The 19,980-nt window shown below is 34.2% G+C and carries 21 protein-coding genes and 1 other RNA gene; 10 read left to right on the top strand and 12 right to left on the bottom strand.

The features are described from left to right. Nucleotides 1-8 precede the first annotated feature (8 nt). The 4 genes from IPM51_04285 to IPM51_04270 all read right to left on the bottom strand — a co-directional run bounded on the left by IPM51_04285 (nucleotide 9) and on the right by IPM51_04270 (nucleotide 2,181). Nucleotides 9-257 carry a hypothetical protein gene (locus IPM51_04285; protein ID MBK9283519.1) on the bottom strand — a complete coding sequence of 83 codons (249 nt, stop codon included), beginning with the start codon at nucleotides 255-257 and terminating at the stop codon, nucleotides 9-11. 520 nt (nucleotides 258-777) lie between these two features. Next, a complete protein-coding gene (locus IPM51_04280; protein MBK9283518.1) occupies nucleotides 778-948 on the bottom strand; it encodes a hypothetical protein in 171 nt (56 codons plus the stop codon). 376 nt (nucleotides 949-1,324) lie between these two features. Then, the gene (locus IPM51_04275; protein MBK9283517.1) at nucleotides 1,325-1,603 is read right to left on the bottom strand and encodes a hypothetical protein; all 279 of its coding nucleotides are present in this window, start codon (nucleotides 1,601-1,603) and stop codon (nucleotides 1,325-1,327) included. After that, nucleotides 1,600-2,181 (bottom strand): hypothetical protein, encoded by a 582-nt coding sequence (locus tag IPM51_04270; protein MBK9283516.1) that lies wholly within the window; start codon nucleotides 2,179-2,181, stop codon nucleotides 1,600-1,602. Before IPM51_04270 ends, IPM51_04275 begins: the two co-directional genes overlap by 4 nt. A gap of 76 nt (nucleotides 2,182-2,257) precedes the next feature. Here IPM51_04270 and IPM51_04265 point away from each other — a divergent pair, with 76 nt between their 5' ends. From IPM51_04265 to IPM51_04255, 3 genes are all read left to right on the top strand, one after another. Next, nucleotides 2,258-3,205 (top strand): hypothetical protein, encoded by a 948-nt coding sequence (locus tag IPM51_04265; protein MBK9283515.1) that lies wholly within the window; start codon nucleotides 2,258-2,260, stop codon nucleotides 3,203-3,205. Nucleotides 3,206-3,282: 77 nt separating this feature from the next. Then, nucleotides 3,283-3,447 (top strand): hypothetical protein, encoded by a 165-nt coding sequence (locus IPM51_04260; protein MBK9283514.1) that lies wholly within the window; start codon nucleotides 3,283-3,285, stop codon nucleotides 3,445-3,447. 3 nt (nucleotides 3,448-3,450) lie between these two features. After that, on the top strand, nucleotides 3,451-4,932 hold the full coding sequence (locus IPM51_04255) for a recombinase family protein (protein MBK9283513.1): 1,482 nt from the start codon (nucleotides 3,451-3,453) through the stop codon (nucleotides 4,930-4,932). Between the two features lie 35 nt (nucleotides 4,933-4,967). On the opposite strand, the gene ssrA is transcribed toward IPM51_04255, so the two are convergent. Further along, nucleotides 4,968-5,336: a transfer-messenger RNA gene (gene ssrA, locus IPM51_04250) on the bottom strand. A 147-nt stretch (nucleotides 5,337-5,483) separates the two neighbouring features. Here ssrA and IPM51_04245 point away from each other — a divergent pair. Beyond that, complete coding sequence (locus IPM51_04245; protein ID MBK9283512.1) at nucleotides 5,484-6,011, top strand: hypothetical protein; 528 nt, start codon at nucleotides 5,484-5,486, stop codon at nucleotides 6,009-6,011. On the opposite strand, the gene IPM51_04240 is transcribed toward IPM51_04245, so the two are convergent. Together IPM51_04240 and IPM51_04235 are read right to left on the bottom strand one after the other, a co-directional pair. Then, entirely contained in the window at nucleotides 6,012-7,205 is a 1,194-nt protein-coding gene (locus IPM51_04240) for a sensor histidine kinase (GenBank protein ID MBK9283511.1), read from the bottom strand. It lies immediately after the preceding gene. A gap of 21 nt (nucleotides 7,206-7,226) precedes the next feature. Next, a complete protein-coding gene (locus IPM51_04235; GenBank protein ID MBK9283510.1) occupies nucleotides 7,227-8,681 on the bottom strand; it encodes a hypothetical protein in 1,455 nt (484 codons plus the stop codon). Between the two features lie 51 nt (nucleotides 8,682-8,732). Between IPM51_04235 and IPM51_04230 the strand changes: the two genes are divergently transcribed. Beyond that, entirely contained in the window at nucleotides 8,733-9,938 is a 1,206-nt protein-coding gene (locus tag IPM51_04230; GenBank protein ID MBK9283509.1) for an alanine dehydrogenase, read from the top strand. 162 nt (nucleotides 9,939-10,100) lie between these two features. On the opposite strand, the gene IPM51_04225 is transcribed toward IPM51_04230, so the two are convergent. Both IPM51_04225 and IPM51_04220 read right to left on the bottom strand, forming a co-directional pair. Further along, nucleotides 10,101-11,420, bottom strand: coding sequence for a DoxX family protein (locus tag IPM51_04225; GenBank protein MBK9283508.1), 1,320 nt, complete (start codon nucleotides 11,418-11,420; stop codon nucleotides 10,101-10,103). A gap of 96 nt (nucleotides 11,421-11,516) precedes the next feature. Further along, nucleotides 11,517-12,050, bottom strand: coding sequence for a DUF1599 domain-containing protein (locus IPM51_04220; protein ID MBK9283507.1), 534 nt, complete (start codon nucleotides 12,048-12,050; stop codon nucleotides 11,517-11,519). Between the two features lie 88 nt (nucleotides 12,051-12,138). Here IPM51_04220 and folP point away from each other — a divergent pair, with 88 nt between their 5' ends. The 5 genes from folP (at nucleotide 12,139) to IPM51_04195 (ending at nucleotide 18,775) form a co-directional block, all read left to right on the top strand. Next, nucleotides 12,139-12,915 carry a dihydropteroate synthase gene (gene folP, locus IPM51_04215; GenBank protein ID MBK9283506.1) on the top strand — a complete coding sequence of 259 codons (777 nt, stop codon included), beginning with the start codon at nucleotides 12,139-12,141 and terminating at the stop codon, nucleotides 12,913-12,915. A gap of 9 nt (nucleotides 12,916-12,924) precedes the next feature. Beyond that, on the top strand, nucleotides 12,925-13,611 hold the full coding sequence (locus tag IPM51_04210; GenBank protein MBK9283505.1) for a DUF4159 domain-containing protein: 687 nt from the start codon (nucleotides 12,925-12,927) through the stop codon (nucleotides 13,609-13,611). Nucleotides 13,612-13,638: 27 nt separating this feature from the next. Then, the gene (locus IPM51_04205; protein ID MBK9283504.1) at nucleotides 13,639-16,101 is read left to right on the top strand and encodes a carboxypeptidase-like regulatory domain-containing protein; all 2,463 of its coding nucleotides are present in this window, start codon (nucleotides 13,639-13,641) and stop codon (nucleotides 16,099-16,101) included. 83 nt (nucleotides 16,102-16,184) lie between these two features. Next, nucleotides 16,185-17,969 carry an aspartate--tRNA ligase gene (aspS, locus tag IPM51_04200; protein MBK9283503.1) on the top strand — a complete coding sequence of 595 codons (1,785 nt, stop codon included), beginning with the start codon at nucleotides 16,185-16,187 and terminating at the stop codon, nucleotides 17,967-17,969. A 41-nt stretch (nucleotides 17,970-18,010) separates the two neighbouring features. Then, nucleotides 18,011-18,775: a sulfite exporter TauE/SafE family protein gene (locus tag IPM51_04195; protein ID MBK9283502.1), complete on the top strand. Its 765-nt coding sequence runs from the start codon at nucleotides 18,011-18,013 to the stop codon at nucleotides 18,773-18,775. Between the two features lie 12 nt (nucleotides 18,776-18,787). Here the strand turns inward: IPM51_04195 and IPM51_04190 are convergent, their stop codons facing one another. The 3 genes from IPM51_04190 to IPM51_04180 form a co-directional block, all read right to left on the bottom strand. Then, nucleotides 18,788-19,015 carry a hypothetical protein gene (locus IPM51_04190; protein ID MBK9283501.1) on the bottom strand — a complete coding sequence of 76 codons (228 nt, stop codon included), beginning with the start codon at nucleotides 19,013-19,015 and terminating at the stop codon, nucleotides 18,788-18,790. Then, on the bottom strand, nucleotides 19,012-19,464 hold the full coding sequence (locus IPM51_04185; GenBank protein MBK9283500.1) for a hypothetical protein: 453 nt from the start codon (nucleotides 19,462-19,464) through the stop codon (nucleotides 19,012-19,014). Before IPM51_04185 ends, IPM51_04190 begins: the two co-directional genes overlap by 4 nt. A gap of 90 nt (nucleotides 19,465-19,554) precedes the next feature. Next, entirely contained in the window at nucleotides 19,555-19,980 is a 426-nt protein-coding gene (locus IPM51_04180; GenBank protein ID MBK9283499.1) for a hypothetical protein, read from the bottom strand.

Here is a 19,980-nt window from a genome sequence, read left to right as displayed (position 1 = left end):
TAGAAAAATTACACTGATACGCTAATTACTTGATCACGTTTCAATTCTAGTTCTTCGGAAAGTTCGTGCTCCGAATTGTAGGGGTCAAATGTTGTAGGATTAAAATCTTTTAAAGTTTGTATTTTAAAAGTATCCTCAATCCATTTTTTAGAGTAATAACCAAACTCATTCTTCCCAGAGCTCAAATTAAAATTAAATATGATGTTAATTTCCCATCTATTAACACCAATTACTTTATCATTAATATTAAACCTCAATTGGTTCAATCTGTGTAGATAGTTCGTGAATTGATCCTGGACACTTAACTTGTAATTTGTTGTCATTCCCAACAATTATTATACCTCGGTGTAGTTTCATGTTTATTTACTGTTTACAAAATCATTTGAATTAATACTATAAAACAAAATTTCACTCCCTGTTTTTAGGGTGAAAACTTGGTCGTTTTCAAAATAATCAACATCAAATTCAATAGAGTCATATATAGGCTCTAAAATTATTTTTCCTTGAGATAACACCCCATATTTTTTAATTCCGTCAATAAGTCTATAGAAAATAATTAGTTCTGCATCGTCAATGCAATCAGAAAAGTATCCTATAATATTTTCTATTAGATTAGGGTTAGTTAAGTCTTTTATGATAATACTTCCCGCGCGATGCCATTGCTTTTCTTTATTATCTGGAATAATGAAAAAAACACACCATTTTCATATTCAAAACGATGTAACGTATAGTAGCCTTTTTTATGGAAAATGAAATTTGCTACCTCTTTATTTACATTCAATTCAATATTTTCATCACTGTTTGATCTTGAATGGCTTTACAGCCATCAAAGAATGCCACATTTAACTCTATGCCCAAGTTTAAAAACAAGTTGTAAGGATCTTGATAGAAATAGTAATCATAAGGTTCATTTTCAAACGAAGCGGTATTTACTAATTTTAGTTTCATATATCTTAAGTTAAATTGATGCAAAAAAATAGACGTGAGTTAGTTACCACACTTGTCTATAGGGAGTCGAAGCCCTTGCACAAAGTAAAGTAACGCTCACGTCATCTGTGAGCGTTAGCTTAAACTTCCCTGTGCAATTAATTTTCGACTTTTATAGACGGGTCATCTAGCTAAACGCTAATTATTTTACAAAACCTATATGGCTTTGCTTATCTCAAATTTAATCATTTTTACATTATTATATTTTGTTTTAAGGTCTTTTAATTAACAAAAAAGGTCAATAAATGGCCTTTGGGTTTTGTGTGAAAACTAAACTTGAAACCAGTTTTTGATTTTATAATTGAACTTGATTTCGTCAATTTGATTAAATGAAGTTTTATCTACGTCTTTCCTGTTTTCTAATGTAATCATCAAAATGATCTTGTTTGATATTTGATGACTCTTGATTTTTGTCACTCTTATTTTGATTAGGAATATTTTCATCATCACCAAAATATTTATCATGTAAGCAATAGGCTCCATAAATTGCTAATCCGGCAACAGCGCCCCCTGCTATTAAATGCCAGCCTTTTATTTTGAAAGGTACATTTGGTTTTGGCACTGAAGTAAGAGGTGCACCAAACAATTCATCTATTTTTGCGTAAGTATTTATCATTGTGTTATTTTTTTAATTAGTAATTTATCAAAATCAATTCTATAAACTCGGTATTTACCGAATACCAAGAAGTGACAGTTGTATTTAGATTCGATGTTATGGAGTGGTGATCTACCTGAAGAACACGTGAAATCAAATTTGTTATCCATCATAACTTCTGTATGAAGAATTATTTCGTTGTATTTGTTTAATACAAGACTATTTAAAAATTTAATATTCATTTTATATATTAATTCTTTAGGATCTTCAATAGAAATTTGCTCATTAGGAACAGATTCTGGTAATTGCTCTGTTTGTTTAGGCTCATTAATTTCTTTTAATGCATCCTCAACTATCAAAGGGGAGCTATTATTGTCGGCACTTGATTCAGGAGGAGGGCCGCCAGTGTTTTTACGAGTAAGCCTAAACTTATTGTAATCATCATTTTGGCATTTTCGGCTACAGTATTTCTGATCTGATCGGGTGTACATAAAGGGCTTATTGCACGAACTATATGGACAAACCCTATAGAACGGTGAAGTAGTATCAACCGCAAGTGCCGATTCTTTAGGAGCGTTTATGTTCGTTTTATTAGCCATGTGGATAAAATTAGCTGATTTTATTTCAAATATAGGCTAATTATATTACATTTGTGCCATAAAATTATTAACATATATGAACAACAAGTTAAAATTGCGTTCAATTGATGAATTAGAGAACTATTTAGGTAGTACAATTGAATTTGAAAAGATATACCCCAGGATAACTGAAAGGAAAGCTACTCTTGCAATGATTGGCATTAATCCAAGGACATATATCCATTGGAAGAATGAAGGGCTTGTAGATGCCAGTATTCAGGATGATGATAAACGTTTATGGGTGAGGCTTAATTTATATGATTATGTTTGGTTAAACTGTATTAAAACATTGCGTGGCTTTGGAATAGGGCTGGAAGTAATAAAAGAATTAAAGAGTGTATTAGATACTGATATTGTTCAACTGATAACAACAGATTTTTCTGAATATTCTGATTTTTTAAAAACGCAGTCTAATGTGTCACGTAGTAAAATCCAAGAACAATTGGATATTATACAATCTATCAATACAAATAAAAGTGAAGTTGCTTCTGAAGAAAAGCATCTTACTAGTTTATTTGGATCTTTGATACATAGATCATTAATATTAAATGATGAAGGTGCCATTATTGTTTTATTGGAGGGAGATAAATTTTCTTCTATTTGCTTTAATTACAAAAACATTAACGATTTCACGGAAGTATTTAATCAATGGATGAAAATTCCGCACGTTATTATTCCAATAAGGCGCTACATTGAAGAGTTTATGCAGGAGCCTAAAAATGAAGATAATTTAATGGTATGGGGTTTTATTGATCGCAATGAGAAAAAAGTACTAGATGCATTAAATAAAAGAAATTTTAAAGAAATAAGCATTAAGCGTAATAACAATGAAGATTTCATTATAGAAGAAACTACAGACGGAGATATAATGGAACAAAAAGCAAAAGAGATTCGGAGGATATTAGGTTTAAATGATTACAGCGAAATAACAATAAAGTACAGAAACGATAAGCACTTATATTTTAAAAATAAAACACGAATTTAAGACCCGCGGAAACGGCTCTATTTAAAACAATTATTAAAACCCAATGAAAAGGCTTTTAGTTGCATCAACGCAACTCAATGTTAACGGTAAAACAATGTCGAGATATTTTAGAAGATGAAGCGGAAGGATTAACGGATGAACAAATCATTCTCATTAGAAACTGGCTTTCTGAATTAGCTGATATCGCCATCGAATCAATGGAAAAAAATGATTCAAAATGTAATAATAATAAAATAGAATAAATTATGCAAAAGCGCGCCATACTTTATACCCGGGTGTCAACTGATGAACAAAATAATGGCTATAGCCCAGCTGATCAAAAGGAAAAGCTATTTAGATTTTGTGAAAACAATAATATCGATGTGATAGGTTTTTATCACGATGACGAAAGTGGAAAATCTTTTGATCGTCCTGAATGGAAAAAGATCATGTCATTTTTGCGTTACAATAAAAACAGTGTTGATTATATTTATTTTTTGAAGTGGGATCGTTTCTCAAGAAATGCGCCCGAAGCATATGCTGAATTAGGTAAATTAAAGAAACTAGGCGTAGAAGCAAGAGCGATGGAGCAGCCACTGGATTTAGATATTCCAGAACAAAAAGTAATGCTTGCTATATATCTAACCGCACCAGAAGTAGATAACGACAGAAGAGCACTAAATATTTTTCATGGTATAAGGAGGGGTAAAAAAGAAGGAAGATGGCTTGGTGCTTGCCCTCGTGGTTATAAGAATACGAGGAATGAATTTAATCGTCCGGTAATAACACCTGAAGGAGGAACTCAAGAGAAGTTAGTGAAGCTCGCTTTTAAAGAATTTGCAACTGGCTTGTATAGCATAGAGGAGGTAAGACACAGGCTAAATAAAAAAGGATTGAAGTGTGAACGAAATGCGTTTTGGAAATTCCTGAGAAATAAGGCTTATATAGGTAAGGTACTAATTCCTGCATATAAAGGTGAACCTGAAGAATGGATAGATGGAAAACATAAAGCAATTATTGATGAAGCAACCTTTTATAAAGTTCAAGAGCTTTTAACAGTAAGGAGAAAAAACGTTCCAAGTGAATTTAAAACAGTACGACCTGAATTCCCACTTAGAGGTCATCTTATATGCCCTAGATGTGGTAACCCATTAACGGCATCTTTCTCAAAAGGAAAAATGGGAACATTATATCCCTATTACCACTGTATTAAAGGTTGCAAGGAAAGGCAAAAGGCAGAATTGTTGAATAAAGCTTTTGAGAAACTATTGATTACTATTAAACCAAAGCCAAATTCTTTAAAATTATTTTCAGCGACACTAAAGCTTAAATTGAAGGATAATAATACAAGTGGAAAAGCGGAAATGGATGCGGTTCATCGGGAGATAGCGAAACAGAAGCTGCGTATCGCAAATGCAAGGGAATTAATGCTGGATGGTGAAATGCCAGCTAATGAATTCAAAGAAACAAGAATTGATATAGAAAACAAGATCACTCAGCTTACTCTGGAGTTAAGTAAAATAAGTACTCGCATGGTGAATATGGATTCTAAAATTGATGATTGTGTCGAACTCCTTAAAGACCTCGACAAGTACTATGAACAAAGGGATGTAGCCACTAAGAAACGTATAGTGAGTTCGATATTTCCTGCCGGGTTGATTTTTGAGAATAAAAAAGTTCGAACTCTCAAAATCAATGAAGTGGTATCGCTAGTATGCAGTAAAAGACAAGGATTTCGAAGGAAATAAAAAGAAAGCACACCGAATTTGGCGTGCTTTCCATGGAGTGGATCCGGAGAGATTCGAACTCTCGTCCAAATAAGGAAATAATAAGCCTTCTACATGTTTAGAATAAACTTGATTTTCGATTAAAAGCAGACGTTTATTCAAATCAACTTTTAACTTAACTATTAATATTGTTTATAGTAATAGCATCCTATAAACAAACTACACATTTATGATGCTTTACCCAATGCGCAGAGCAGTTTAGCTCATCGGAAAGCAAAGGTTGCAAAATCCTAGATTAAGCAGCCATAGCGTAAGTATTACCTTCGCCAATTAATTGTTTTGAAAGTTTAGTTTTAAGAGCTCTTCTTACAACGCTCTACATGCTTACTTACTAAATGCGCCTACTGTCAAAACCGGTCGGACCCATTTGGATTTATGAAATGTAATTGAAGAAGTACGAATGACGCAATTCCTTCAACTAACCTAAAATCCTTCAAAGAACTATGATACAAAGTTAATAAATTTTAAAGGTGTTTTTACTGTATTTAGTATATTTAACTATTCGAATGATTATGAAAAAAGCATTTATTACTTGGTGTGTTGCTATTCTGAGCTTTGGAATACAGGCACAAACCGTTAAATCAAAAAATCTTCAATTAAAATACACGCCTCCGGCCGGATGGAATGCCAAAGAATTTGGTGGAGCCACACCATGGGAAGATGCCGGAAACGAAATGTGTAAATGTGGTGGCGTTTACTTTTTCCGCACTCACGGAGATGGAAAAATGAACGTGGTGGTTTATGCAAGTACGCAATCAGGCCTGGATTCTACCAAACGTAATTTTGTGGGGTCACTTCACTTCGAAGATGTTCAAAAATGGGACCGCACCAAAAACAAAGCTTTTTCATTCGAAAGAAAAAAATCAAATTTTACAGATAGTAAAACAAAAGCGAAATCATACGATGTAATCCGATATCAAACTAAAGTTGATAATCATTTTTACATCATTTATACCTGGCAAGAAAATATGCAGGCTTTAAATTCCACCAACGAAAAATTATTATATGAAATGGTCAACGCCATTGAACCTATCAAATAATTAAATCTTAAAGGTCAATTCAAATTTCAGACCTTTACTATTTTCAAACTTGCAAATACCATCGATTTGCTCGCTTAATGATTTAATCAACTCTACTCCCATAGAATTGTGATTGTGTAAATTATTTTCCATTCCGGGTCCGTTATCTTGAACTACTAATTTTACATCGCCTATATTTTGCATTAAACTTACTTGAATAAGCAGTTCCTGACCTTCCACTTTTGCATGTTTAAACGCATTTGTAACTAATTCGTTTACAATTAATCCGCATGGTATTGCTTTTGACACGCTCAGAAAAACATCCATTTGATCTCCAATAAAATCTATTTGACACTTACCTCCTATTGAAGCCTGTAAATCTTTAATCAAATCTTTCAAATATTCCCTAAAATTTAAAGTGTCAATCCTTGCTGAATTATACACCTTGGTATGCACTAATGCCATACTAAAAACCATGTTTCTGCAATCCTCTAAAGCCTGCCGGCCTTCTTCTGATTCAACAGTCCCCTTTTTCAGATTTAATATGCTTGTTACAATATTTAAATTATTTTTTACACGATGAAACAATTCGGCTAACAACACCTCTTTTTGCTTAACTGCGGTCTTTATCTGATATTCTTGCTTTATCGATTCGATTGTTATAATTACCACAAAAAACATTGTTGTAAAAAAAGCGAATACTATATTAATCGTTCTAATCGTTGATAAATTCTCTCCCAAATTTATTGATTGAAAAAAATCCTTTTGATTACAATAAGTAGCCAAAAAAATGGCAGAAAAGCAAATCACCAATTGCACAATCAGGTGTTTAAGCATTTCTTTTCTCCCAAGCATTTGAGTTATTCCAATTATTAAAGGGAAATAATACAAAAAAGACCAAGATTCATCACCTAAGCGAACCGAAAGCAAAAAGAAAACAACATAACCTACAGCAACAAATACATAAGAGGCGGCCACATAACCCGAACGTTTATTTAATAAATAAACAAATGGCGGTAGAATTAAACATCCGGCCACTTGCCAAGCCAATTCAGGATAACCAATAACTAATAAAATAATTGTAGCAATTATCAAATTAAATGTTCCTAAGAGGGAAACGAGATTTTGCTTTCTGGTTAAATAAATCTCCCAGGGTTGGTAATTTTGCCTTACACCAACACTTGCGATTCGCTCCAATACTAATTTTAAAGGCATGAATTTAAGGTAGCAAGTTAATTAATCTAAACGACTCAATCCAATTATTTCTTTCACTTTAATGAGTTCTAAATCTCTTCTTTTTATGATATCCTCAATCGTGTATTGAACAGGAACATCCGGCATTACTCCTCTTCCGGTAATTTGAGGACTTACATCATGAATGATTCGAAATGCAGGAATTCTTATTTTAATTTTTGTATGGGGTAATTTATAATATGGGGTAATTCCGGCATTGCAACCTTCCTTTGCTCCCGACGTTTCTTCTCCAATACAAGTTGCATTGGTCTTACTTTTTAAATAAGCAGCAACCATGGATGAAGCAGAAAAAGACCCTCCATTAATCAGCAGATAAATTTTACCCGTATATCCGTTTTTTTTAACCGGTTTAATAGTATATACATAACGGTCGGTATCATTGCGGCTTTCCTTCTTCGCAATAACAGAAAAACCAAATCGCATTAATTTAAAAAACACATTACCTTTCACATATTGTTTATATGGATATTTTTTATTGGCTGTCCACAAGGTTTGGGTGGTAGGTTCAGGTAACATGTATGATAAAAGACCATAAGCGTTTTCTAAACTACCTCCTCCGTTATAGCGCAAATCCAATACCAAATTTTCAGTGCCCTTTCTCTTCATTTGTTTATATACTCTTTTGTAAATCCTTTTATATTTTTTACGGGAAAAAGCGTATAATTTTAGATGCAAACTCTTACCCGCACTATCTAAGAATTTATATTTAATTGCCGCCTTTTTATAAGCTACGTAATTGCTATCTTCTTTCGGGGAAATGGGCATAGAAGGATAATGATTACTTTTTACAGTAGGATATTTAATCTGTTCCAAAGAATCATTTGCTTTAACTAAAACCACAAAAGTATCGGGCCGCCCAAATAAAGCCGGAAAATAACTATTAAAGCCCAACTTTAAATAATGTTCCTTGCCGGATTCATTGTTTCCATCTGTAGAAATAATTTTTCGACATGTTTCTATCATGGTATTTGCGCTTACAGCATTTATCTTTAAAACCTCAGCACCTCGTTTCAATAAAGTATCCTTTTTTTTATTGATACCGGCAAGTACATAAATTTTATCTCCCAAGGGTAAAAAAACATAGGGAGAATACGGCACTTTTTCTTTATCAAAAGCTTTTAAATACGCTTTGGATGATACCGCCTCTGTATGTCCGCACTTCAATTCATCTAAAATAATTTTCACTCTTATTCTAAACTGCTTCTCCGTTAAGCTATCCTTAATCGAATTGATGAATGCATCAAAAAGTTGTTCGTAGTAACTTCGGGTTTGATAAATACCGATACCCGGATGAACTGCCAAAATAGCCTTTTTCATAACCAATGCATCTTCTTGAAGAGCTGCCGGAGAAAATTTTTGATACAGCGGATTGTTAACCTGTGCATTCAAAGAATTATTCAATAATAAAATAAAAGGGATGAGTATGAAATAAGACAATCTCAAGGCATAAATGCTATCTTTGTAAAGTTACAACATTATTCAACTTACATGCAAAAGATAAAAATTGGTGTATTGCGGGAAGAAAAATCTCCTCCGGATAAAAGAGTGCCTTTAACTCCCCTAATTTGTGCGGACCTAACACGTACCTATAAAAATGTAGATATTGTAGTTCAACCCAGTAAAATCAGAAGTTATACCGATGAAGAGTACACCGCTTTTGGCGTTACTTTGCAGGAAGATTTATCGGATTGCGATGTATTAATGGGCGTGAAAGAGGTACCAACCGATAAACTCATTTCCGGTAAAAAATATTTTTTCTTTTCTCATACCATCAAAAAGCAAGCGCATAATCAAAAACTGATGCACGCTTTAATTGAAAAGAAAATTCAAATGATAGATTACGAAACCCTGACCGATAAAAATAATAATCGCATAATAGGTTTTGGACGATATGCCGGTGTAGTTGGCGCTTATAACGGAATTTTAGGTTATGGTTTAAAATACGATTTGTTCCGCCTCAAAGCCGCGCACTTGTGCAGAGATCGCGCCGAAATGGAAGAAGAATTAAAAAGAGTGAAATTACCTAATATAAAAATTGCATTAACCGGCGGTGGACGAGTTGCTAATGGGGCCATTGAAACTTTAAGCGCTTTACGAATTAGAAAAGTTACGGCCGATGAATTTTTAACAATGACCTTCAGAGAGCCGGTTTATTGCCAGCTTAACCCAAGAGATTACGTAGAGCGGCCCGATGATCATAACTTTGATTTAAATGATTTCTTCAAACATCCCGAACATTTTGTTTCAAAGTTTGAAGCTTTTACCAAGGTAACGGATTTATATATTTCGTCACATTATTGGGACCCTCGCTCACCCAAAATGTTTACCCAAAAAGAAATGGAAGCCCGTGATTTCAGAATTTCCGTAATTGCCGACATTACCTGTGATATTGACGGCTCAGTACCAACCACCTTAAGAGCAAGTACCATTACAAATCCGTTTTACGGTTATAATATTTTAAATCATCACGAAGATTTGCCTTTTAATAAAGATACCATTTGTATTATGGCTGTGGATAATTTACCTTGTGAATTACCTCGAGATGCCAGCGAAGATTTTGGGAAAGATTTAGCAGAACGGGTTTTACCATTCCTTTTTGAAACAGATCCGGATAAAGTAATTGAACGTGCATCTATTTGTGTCGACGGTAAGTTAAACGATAAGTTTTCTTACCTGAAAGATTACGCTTATTAAAGTGCTGATTAGTTAATGAATTGATTGTTTAATAGAATAATGTACCGTAAATAAAGTAAGAAATTTAGAATATAGTCAATTAGCACATTTTCAAATCAAAAAATCAGCTAATTAGGACATTAACTAATCACCACATTAATAAATTACCACATCTAACTTTAATCACTTCATTAATGTTGCCTTCACTTCCCCATAAACCGGGAAATTATTGTGATGCCAATTTTGAATAACGGTTCCGTCTTTCACCAACATCAATCCCGGATTGGCTCTTACCATGGTTTTTAAAACAATTCCGTCAACTATATAAAAATCGTAAGTGGCTTTATTTTTACTTTTAAATTCTTCTATAAGCTTAACATCACTGGACGTAAAGGCAATCACCTTTATTTCATCTTGATTAGCTAATTTCACAAAGTCATTGATTTGCGCCATTAAACTTTCATCCACTTCCGTTTCAGAAAGATTATGCATGATTAACCAAAAAGTATGGTATTTATCGTTCAAAATAATATCAGTAACATTATTCCCTTCTAAATCATTCACTGTAAAATCAGTTATTTTTGGAGGATCTACAGCATCTTTCACTACTACATTATCCGTTGCAAACCATTTCCAATTTAAAGTATCCTGCCACGGATAATTTTGCATATTAAAATGTTTTTTCTCGCCCGTTTTTAAATTTTCATAAATAAATCCGGTTTCAATAACAGGGGCCTGATAAGTTGGCGGTGTTTTCATATTCTCCTTAATACTCATTCCCGGTGCGTATGCCCTGAAATCTAAAGGAGGTAAATTACGATAAGCATATACCGGGAAGGCTATCGAAAAAATTAAACCGGCTAAAAATGCGGTGCTGGTAGTTAAAGGGCGGAATAATACGGAGATATTTTTTTCACCGGCAAATAATAACGTAATCATTATCATCAAGGCTATATCTTTCCAAAAACTCTCCCAGGGCTTCAATACTAAGAAATCGCCAAAACAACCGCAATGCGTAACCTTGTTGTAACAAGCTGAATAAAAAGTCAGGAATGTGAAAAAAGCAATTTGTGCAAATAATAACCACAAGGTTAACTTCACGCGCATGCCTAGTAATAGCATAACACCCAAAATAATTTCACTGGCACAAACAATAATGGCAAGAGGCAAGGCAATATGTGCAAACCCTTCAAAAAATGCCCAGCCGGTATCACCCTGAAAAACTTCAAAATACTCTTTTAATTTGTAACTGAAACCTAATGGATCATTGGCTTTGATAAAACCCGAAAAAATAAATAGCGCGCCCACCAAAAAACGTGTAATATGCGTTAACCAAACAAATTTGCCAATAAACTCCGCTAAATTCACTAACACTAACAAAATGCCTAATATAAAGGCTAAAGTTGTTTTACTAAAACACTCCGGACAAATAAAATAAAATAATAAGGATAGTCCCGCTGACCATATCAGACGAAACAATTTAGATGCTAAAAATTTTTTCATATTTTCAAAATACAGTTTAAAGGTAACAAGTACTAATTACAAAAAAAACGGATTAGCTATTTTTAACGAAGAGTTTTAGTGATTTGAAAATTGCGATTAATTCAACTTCACCAAGGCAAAAACCGAATAGTTTATCATATCCATGTAATTAGCATCCACTCCTTCGCTAATAATCGTTTTGCCTTTGTTATCTTCAATCTGTTTTACCCGGAATATTTTCATTAAAATTAAATCGGTTAAAGAGCTTACCCGCATATCTCGCCAGGCTTCTCCATAATCGTGATTTTTGTCTAACATTAATTTTTTAGTGATTAAAACATGTTTATCGTACATGGCTTCAATCTCTGCTACGGGCATTTCCATTCGCTCATCATTTTGCAAATCAAGTTGCATTAAAGCAATGAGGCAATAATTAATAATTCCAACATATTCACCCTTAATGTCATCTTTAATTTTTTGAGTACCTTTCTCTTCAATGCTTTTTATCCGTTGCGCTTTAATAAAAATCTGATCGGTGATGGAACTGGGTCTTAAATTACGCCAAGCCGTGCCATAATCTTTCATTTTCTTTAAAAAGATATCTTTGCATTGCGAAATGGCCGAATCATATTGTTGTGAGGTATTTTGCATAATAAATATGAGCTCTAAAATTAACGAAATAATAGAAACCGACTTTAGTTTTAATGATAAATCATTAACATTTATTAAGCCTTTGGTAATGGCTATTATCAATCTGACTCCGGATAGTTTTTACGACGGCAATAAATATTTCGAAACAAGCGATGTTATGCGTGATATTGAGGAGAAATTAGCACAGGGGGCTGATATCATTGATTTAGGAGCCATGTCGAGTCGTCCGGGTTCTTCCGAGATTACCCTGGAGGAAGAGTGGAACCGTTTAACAGGCACCTTAAAACAATGCCGAAAAGAATTTCCTGATACTTTTATAAGTATTGATACTTACAGAAGCGAAATTGCCAAGCGTGCAGCTGAGTTTGGCGCAGATATTATTAATGATATTGGCGGGGGAAATTTAGATTCAAAAATGCATCAAACCATAAGCGAAATTCAAATACCTTATATTTTGATGCACATGCAGGGAAATCCAAAAATAATGCAGGAAAATCCCACTTATCAAAATGTAACTACCGAGGTGAAAGACTTTTTTAAAAATAGCATTGCGAAATTTGAAGCCTTAAACTTTAATAAAATAATTATTGATCCGGGATTTGGATTTGGAAAAACCCTTGAACATAATTATACCTTACTGAAAAACCTGGAGGAATATACCTCATTGGGTTTTCCTGTGCTGGCCGGTGTATCGCGAAAAAGTATGATTAATAAAATTATTCAAACCAATCCGGTAAGCGCTTTAAACGGAACTACAGTATTAAATACCATAGCCTTGTTAAATGGTGCTAAAATTTTAAGAGTACACGATGTTTTAGAGGCCAAACAAGCAATAGAATTAGTGTACTATTTTAAAAACGTGTAATTTTAAATAATGAAAACCAAAATCCTGAAATCTCTGAGTATTTTTTGCGCATTATTTTTATTTTCTGGTTATCACACTACTTCTTCATCTTTTCAAATTGCACTCTTAAAATACAATGGCGGTGGTGATTGGTATGCCAATCTGGAAACTTCTTTACCCAACTTAATTAAATTTTGTAATACCAATCTACACACCACTATTAACCCGGAACAGGCCGTTGTAGATGCCGGTAGTATAGAAATTTTTAATTACCCTTTTGTGCATATGACCGGCCACGGGAATGTAATTTTCAGCAACCAGGAAGCCGAAAATCTGAGAAAATATTTAATAGCCGGAGGTTTTTTACACATCAGCGATAATTATGGAATGGATAAATTTATTAGATTGGAAATGAAAAAAGTTTTTCCGGAATTAGATTTTGTTGAAATACCTTTTGATCATCCTATTTACCATCAAAAATATGATTTTCCAAATGGCTTACCCAAAATTCACGAACACGATAATAAAGCCCCTCAGGGATTTGGATTGAATTACAAAGGACGACTATTATGCTTTTATGATTACGAATGCGATTTGGGCGACGGATGGGAAAGTTTTGATGTACATAAAAATAGTGAGGAGACAAGAACAAAAGCTTTAAAAATGGGAGCCAATCTGATTGCTTACGCTTTTACTAATTATCAAAAGGAAAATTAATCTAATCTTTCCGAAGGTCATATGGCAATGAAGAATATTTTTTTGATCACACTCTTTGCCTTATCAGCTTACTGCACAGCACAAGAAATGTTTACCATTTCCGGTAAAATTTATGGCGATAAAGAAGAATTACCTTTTGCAACCATAATAGTACAAGGTGGCACTTACGGAACCAATAGTAACGAAAACGGAGCCTATAAATTAAAACTCCCAAAGGGAGATTACCAACTGATTTTTCAATATGTAGGATTTGGGAGGAAAATTATTCCGGTAAATCTGAATTCCAACCAGGAAATAAATGTAACGCTTAAACAAGATGGTATTTCATTAAAAGAAATTGAAGTGAAAGCCGGTGAAGACCCCGCTTACCCGATTATGCGTAAGGTATTGAAAAAACGCAAATTTTTTCTGGAACAAGTAAATGCTTTTACTTGCATGGCCTACATAAAAGGATTACAGCGCATTTCTAAAATACCCAAAAATTTAGGGCTTTTAATGAAGTTAGGCGGAGGAGAAGCAGAGGATACATCTCAGATTAAAGGCGTGGTTTACCTCTCTGAATGCATTTCAAAATATCATTTCAGAAAACCCGACGAAGAAAAAGAAATTATGTACGCCAGTAAAGTGAGCGGAAACAACAAAGCTTTTAGTTTTAATAAACTGGGCGATATGGATATTAATTTTTATGAAAATTTAATTAATATGGGAGGCTTAAGTGCTCGACCAATCATTTCTCCGCTAAATGATAACGCCTTTTTCTTTTATAAGTTTTATTTGCTTGGAAAAATTGAAGATGAAGGTAAAATTATTAGTAAAATAAAAGTAGTTCCTAAACGGAAAACAGACCCCTGCTTTAGAGGAATTATTTACATACAAGACAGCACCTGGAGAATTACAGGAGCGGATTTAATGTTAACCAAGGAAACAAAAATAAATTTTGTAGATACCTTGCATGTAAAACAATTGTGCGCTTCTGTTATTGGCGATAGCATTTGGATGCCCGTTACCATCAACTTCTCCTTTGATTTTAATGCCTTTGGCGTAAGCGGAAAGGGATACTTTAATGCCCACATTAAAGATTATGACCTAAACCCGATTTACCCAGATAACTTTTTTAAAAATGAAGTGCTACAGGTTGAAGAAAAAGCCAATAAAAAAGACAGCGCTTACTGGAATGCTTATCGTCCGGTTCCATTAACGGAAGAAGAGCAGGCTGATTACCGGGAAAAGGACAGTATTGAAGTTGTCCATGATAGTCCGCGTTATCAAGATTCTATTGACAAAAAAAGAAACCGCTTTGAATTTTCGGATGTATTTATGGGTTATAACTATCAAAAGAGCAAAAAAGATATTACCATTCAATTCCCGGGAATAATTGCAAACGGCATTCAATATAACACCGTAGAAGGATTAAACCTGAGTTACAAATTTTCTTTAGAAAAAGATTATGAAAATAAAAAACACTTGAATATAAATGGTAAATGCCGTTACGGATTTGCCAACGAACTTTGGGGCGGAGAGGCCGGCATACATTACCGTTATAATCCGAAAAAATTTTCACGAATTGGCATGAATTTGAAAAGCATAGTGGAACAATACAATCAGCAGGACCCCATCATAGGTCCCGTAAATTCCATTTATTCCTTACTTGTGAATGAAAATTACATGAAGTTATATAAGGAAAGCGGTGGAGAAATCAGTTATTTTTCGGAAATAAGCAACGGTATTTTCTTTCATACCGTTTTAAAATATGTGGAAAGAGAATCCTTACAAAATAAAAGTGATCAACTTATTATTGACGATACCAAAAAATTATTTACAAGCAACGATCCGTTGTTTCCGAACACACACGATTCTCTATTCAGCTTACATAATGCATTTACCACCGACTTCACTTTCTCATTTCGTTTCAAACAAAAATATTCTTCTTTACCTGATCAAAAATGGATTAACGGAAGTAAATATCCCAGATTGAGCATTACCTACAAAAAAGCAATTCCTGTTCTTGAATCGGTAGTGGATTACGATTTAATTAGCGCGAATTTATCGGATCGAATTCGATTGGGATTATTTGGCAATTTTCGTTTTAGTTTGAAAGGAGGATATTTTATTAATGCTAAAAATATGTATCTGATGGATCAAAAGAATTTTAATGGCAATCAAACGATCATTCTCAATTCAGATTACCTGGGCAGTTATCGATTATTACCTTATTACTCATTCAGTTCTTCAGAATGGTTTTTTGAAGTGCATGCTGAACACCATTTTAATGGTTTTATCATTAACAAAATTCCGGTTTTTAAAAGATTAAAAATTCAGGAAGTTGCCGGTGTGCATTTTCTGGCAAACGAAAAATTACCTCAATATATTGAAGCCAATTTTGGAATTGAAAAGTTGTTTCGCTTTATACGAGTGGAATATGTACTTGGCTTTGAACCTCAACAAAAAGTAAGAAATGGAATTCTGGTCGGCTTTAAACTGGAGTTTTAATAAATAGCAATACGAATTCATTTTTAACGAGGAAATTGCCCTCAATTCACCTTTTTTCAATAAATTTAAGCCTTTATACAATTATGCTCAAAACGGTACTACGATCGCATACTTGCGGTGAATTAAGAATTAACGATATTAACAAAGAAGTTACGCTTTGTGGTTGGGTGCAGAAATCCCGAAAACTTGGCGGCGCTACTTTTATTGACCTAAGAGACCGATATGGTATAACGCAATTGGTTTATTTAGAAGATGACAAAAATGAAAATGTTCAACATGTAGATAGTTTAACTCGCGAAATGGTATTGCAAGTTGAAGGAACAGTGGTTGAACGCGAGAATAAAAACAAAAACTTAGCAACCGGTGACATTGAATTGAAAATTAAAAAAATTACCATTTTAAATAATGCAATCACACCGCCTTTTACTATTGAAGAAGAAACGGATGGCGGTGATGAGTTACGCATGAAATTCCGTTACCTGGATTTGAGAAGAAATATCGTACGCAAAAACCTGGAACTTCGCCATAAAATGGCACTTGAAACCAGAAATTATTTAGATAAACAAAACTTCTTAGAAGTAGAAACACCTGTATTAATTAAATCAACTCCTGAAGGAGCTCGTGATTTTGTAGTTCCCAGCCGAATGAACCCCGGTCAGTTTTACGCTTTACCTCAATCCCCACAAACCTTTAAACAGTTATTAATGGTGAGTGGTTTTGATCGCTACTACCAAATCGTAAAATGTTTCAGAGATGAAGATTTACGTGCCGATCGTCAACCTGAATTTACGCAAATCGACTGCGAAATGAGTTTTGTTGAGCAAGAAGATATTTTAAATACGTTTGAAGGATTAGTTGGGCATTTATTTAAAAGTTTAAAAGGAATTGATATCCCACCGATTAAACGCATGACTTATGCCGATGCCATGAAATATTACGGCAACGATAAACCCGATACGCGTTTTGAAATGAAGTTGGTGCACTTAACTCAAATAGTAAAAGGAAAAAATTTTAAGGTTTTTGATGATGCAGAAACTATACTTGCTATTTGCGCAAAAAATTGCGCGGAATATACCCGCAAGCAATTGGATGAATTAACCGATTGGGTGAAACGTCCGCAGATTGGAGCCACGGGATTAATTTATATGCGACATAATACAGATGGCACTTTAAAATCAAGTGTAGATAAATTTTTCAACGAAGAAGAGCTTAAGAAATGGAGCGCTGCCTGCGCATCGCAACCCGGTGATTTAATTTTGGTTTTAGCCGGCAAAGAAAGTGGTACAAGAAAAGCCATGAGTGAACTTCGTTTGGAAATGGGCAATAAATGCGGCCTACGGAATAATACCATATTCTCTTGTTTATGGGTAATTGATTTTCCTTTACTGGAGTGGAATGAGGGCGATCCTAACTTACTCGCTTCATTGGCCGGAAGATGGCACGCCAAGCATCATCCCTTTACTTCTCCAAAGCAGGAAGATATTCATTTGTTAGACAGTGATCCGGGTGCTGTTAGAGCAAACGCTTACGATTTAGTTATTAATGGCGTAGAAGTGGGAGGTGGAAGCATACGAATTTTCAATAAAGAATTACAAGCTAAAATGTTTAATACCCTTGGATTTAGCCAAGAAGAAGCTACTAAACAATTTGGATTTTTAATGCAGGCATTTGAATATGGCGCTCCGCCGCATGGTGGAATTGCCTTTGGATTTGATCGCTTATGTTCTTTGTTTGGTGGGGCTGAAAGTATACGCGATTTTATAGCCTTCCCTAAAAATAATTCCGGCAGAGATATGATGATAGATGCACCCAGTGAAATTAGCGAAGAACAATTAAATGAATTATCCATTAAAATGAAATTAAATTGAACTGGACAACATATATAGGTTTTGTAATAATTGGCTTAGTAATGGGCTTGATTGGCGGTGGCGGCTCAATTCTTGGAGTACCCATTTTAGTTTATCTCGAAGGTCTTGATTCTACTTCCGCTACCTCCTACTCTCTTTTTATTGTTGGCATTACTTCTTTAATAGGCTCATTTACTTATTTAAAAAACGGAAACATAAGTGTGGAAGCTATAGTACAATTTGCCATTGCCTCTGTTGTAGGTGTATTTTGCACCAGAAAATATATTTTGCCCGCTGTACCGGAAGAGATAAATTTTTTAGGTTTAGTATTGTCTAAAAACTCCATCATCCTCGTTGTTTTCGCCGTACTCATGTTAGGCTCTTCGTATTCCATGATTAAAAAACGTAAACCAAATTTACAAAGTGATGCCAATTGGCGTGAATTTTTCAAAAGCCCCTTCGGAATACCGTTTATTGTTTTTTTAGGATTAATGGTTGGTTTATTAACCGGGTTTGTGGGAGCCGGAGGCGGATTTATTATTGTTCCGGTATTAATGACTTTTCTAAAATTAAATTTTAAAAAAGCCATAGGCACTTCGCTTACTATTATAGCCTTGAATTCATTAATTGGATTTACCGGAAATTTGGGTAATCAGGAAATTGATTGGAAAACCTTATTGGTGTTATCTGCTATTTCTATTTCAGGAATAATAATTGGAAGCTTATTGGCGGGATATATTTCAGCAAAAAAACTAAAGCCGGCCTTTGGGTGGTTTACTTTAATTATTGGTATTTTTGTTTTAGGAAAAGAGATTTTTTTTAAATAGCCTTCGCCTTAATTACAACTCTTTGTACAACAAAAACATTTCTTTAAAACGCAACATCGTTTGATCCATAAATTCGTCATTAATTTTATTCTTCAACTGCTCCACTCCTCCGATATCGTCTGAATTAAACTTAAATACTTGCTCCATGGGTCCGGCTTCAAATTTCACAATGTATTTATTATTCATTGAGAAAATACTAATGGTCATGGAAGGGTGCGGAATAGCATCTATGATTCTCATTCTTTCTTAAATGCCTTTTTAAAATCAAATATGTTTCGAATCACTCCAACCGGACTAGTAGCTCGGTCTCCATCCTCATGTATACGGCTTTGAATTGCATGTGCTAATCGAATGAAATGATCCTTCCCTGCCCTTTTTAAGGCTAATTCAGCCTTCTCATCCCCATTAATGATATTGGCTGCTGCCGCCCAATCAAATGCCTTCATATCCAATAAAAATTTAAAAGCCTTCTGATCTTCCCAAATAGAATTAACGAATGCAGCTAAAACAAAATATTTGCCATCCATTAAATACTGAAAAGCCTTTTTATCATCTCGTATAGCATCCAAAACTGCCAAAAGTTCCCGATGATTATTATTCATCAGCCAATTAAAACCACTTACATCTTTCAAACAATGCGTTGTAAAATGATTAATCGCTTCTATGGAGTAATTTTTAACGGGTAACATTACACTAATTTATCACTTAATGCTAATAATTCAAAATATTAAAAATTAACTAAATGTAAAAAACGTGAAAGAATGCAATAATTTGAGATTCTATTGCTTGGTAACCAGGGCAAAATTACCATCTATTTTAAATTTCCAGCCGCTTTCAAAAATCTTAGGTAGAAATCTTTTGTAAAGCACCATACGCGCATTTTCAACGCTTTCATCTTCGTTGTCTCTTCCCACTGCGTTAAATTCATACACGTTAACTTTGGGATGCTCCTTCATGTAGTTTTTAATAATTTCCACTATGGTATTCATCACCTGATACACTTCTCCTCTGTTGGTGGTTACATATTCTTCACCTTCAAATTCATCATTCACAACACCAAACACGATGTTGGCATGTAAAATATTATCCTGTAATCGACCAAACCTTACTTCGTACCTCAATCCGCTTTGCGTATTAAAATAATACACCCCTGCGCTTGGAATATTGGGAAATTCAATGGGAAGTATATTTTTATAAGGTATCAA

The sequence above is a fragment of the Sphingobacteriaceae bacterium genome (assembly GCA_016715905.1).
Classification (GTDB): Bacteria; Bacteroidota; Bacteroidia; order B-17B0; family Aurantibacillaceae; genus Aurantibacillus.
The sequence above is the reverse complement of the archived record's forward strand: the minus strand, read 5'-3'. Positions and strand labels throughout refer to the sequence as shown.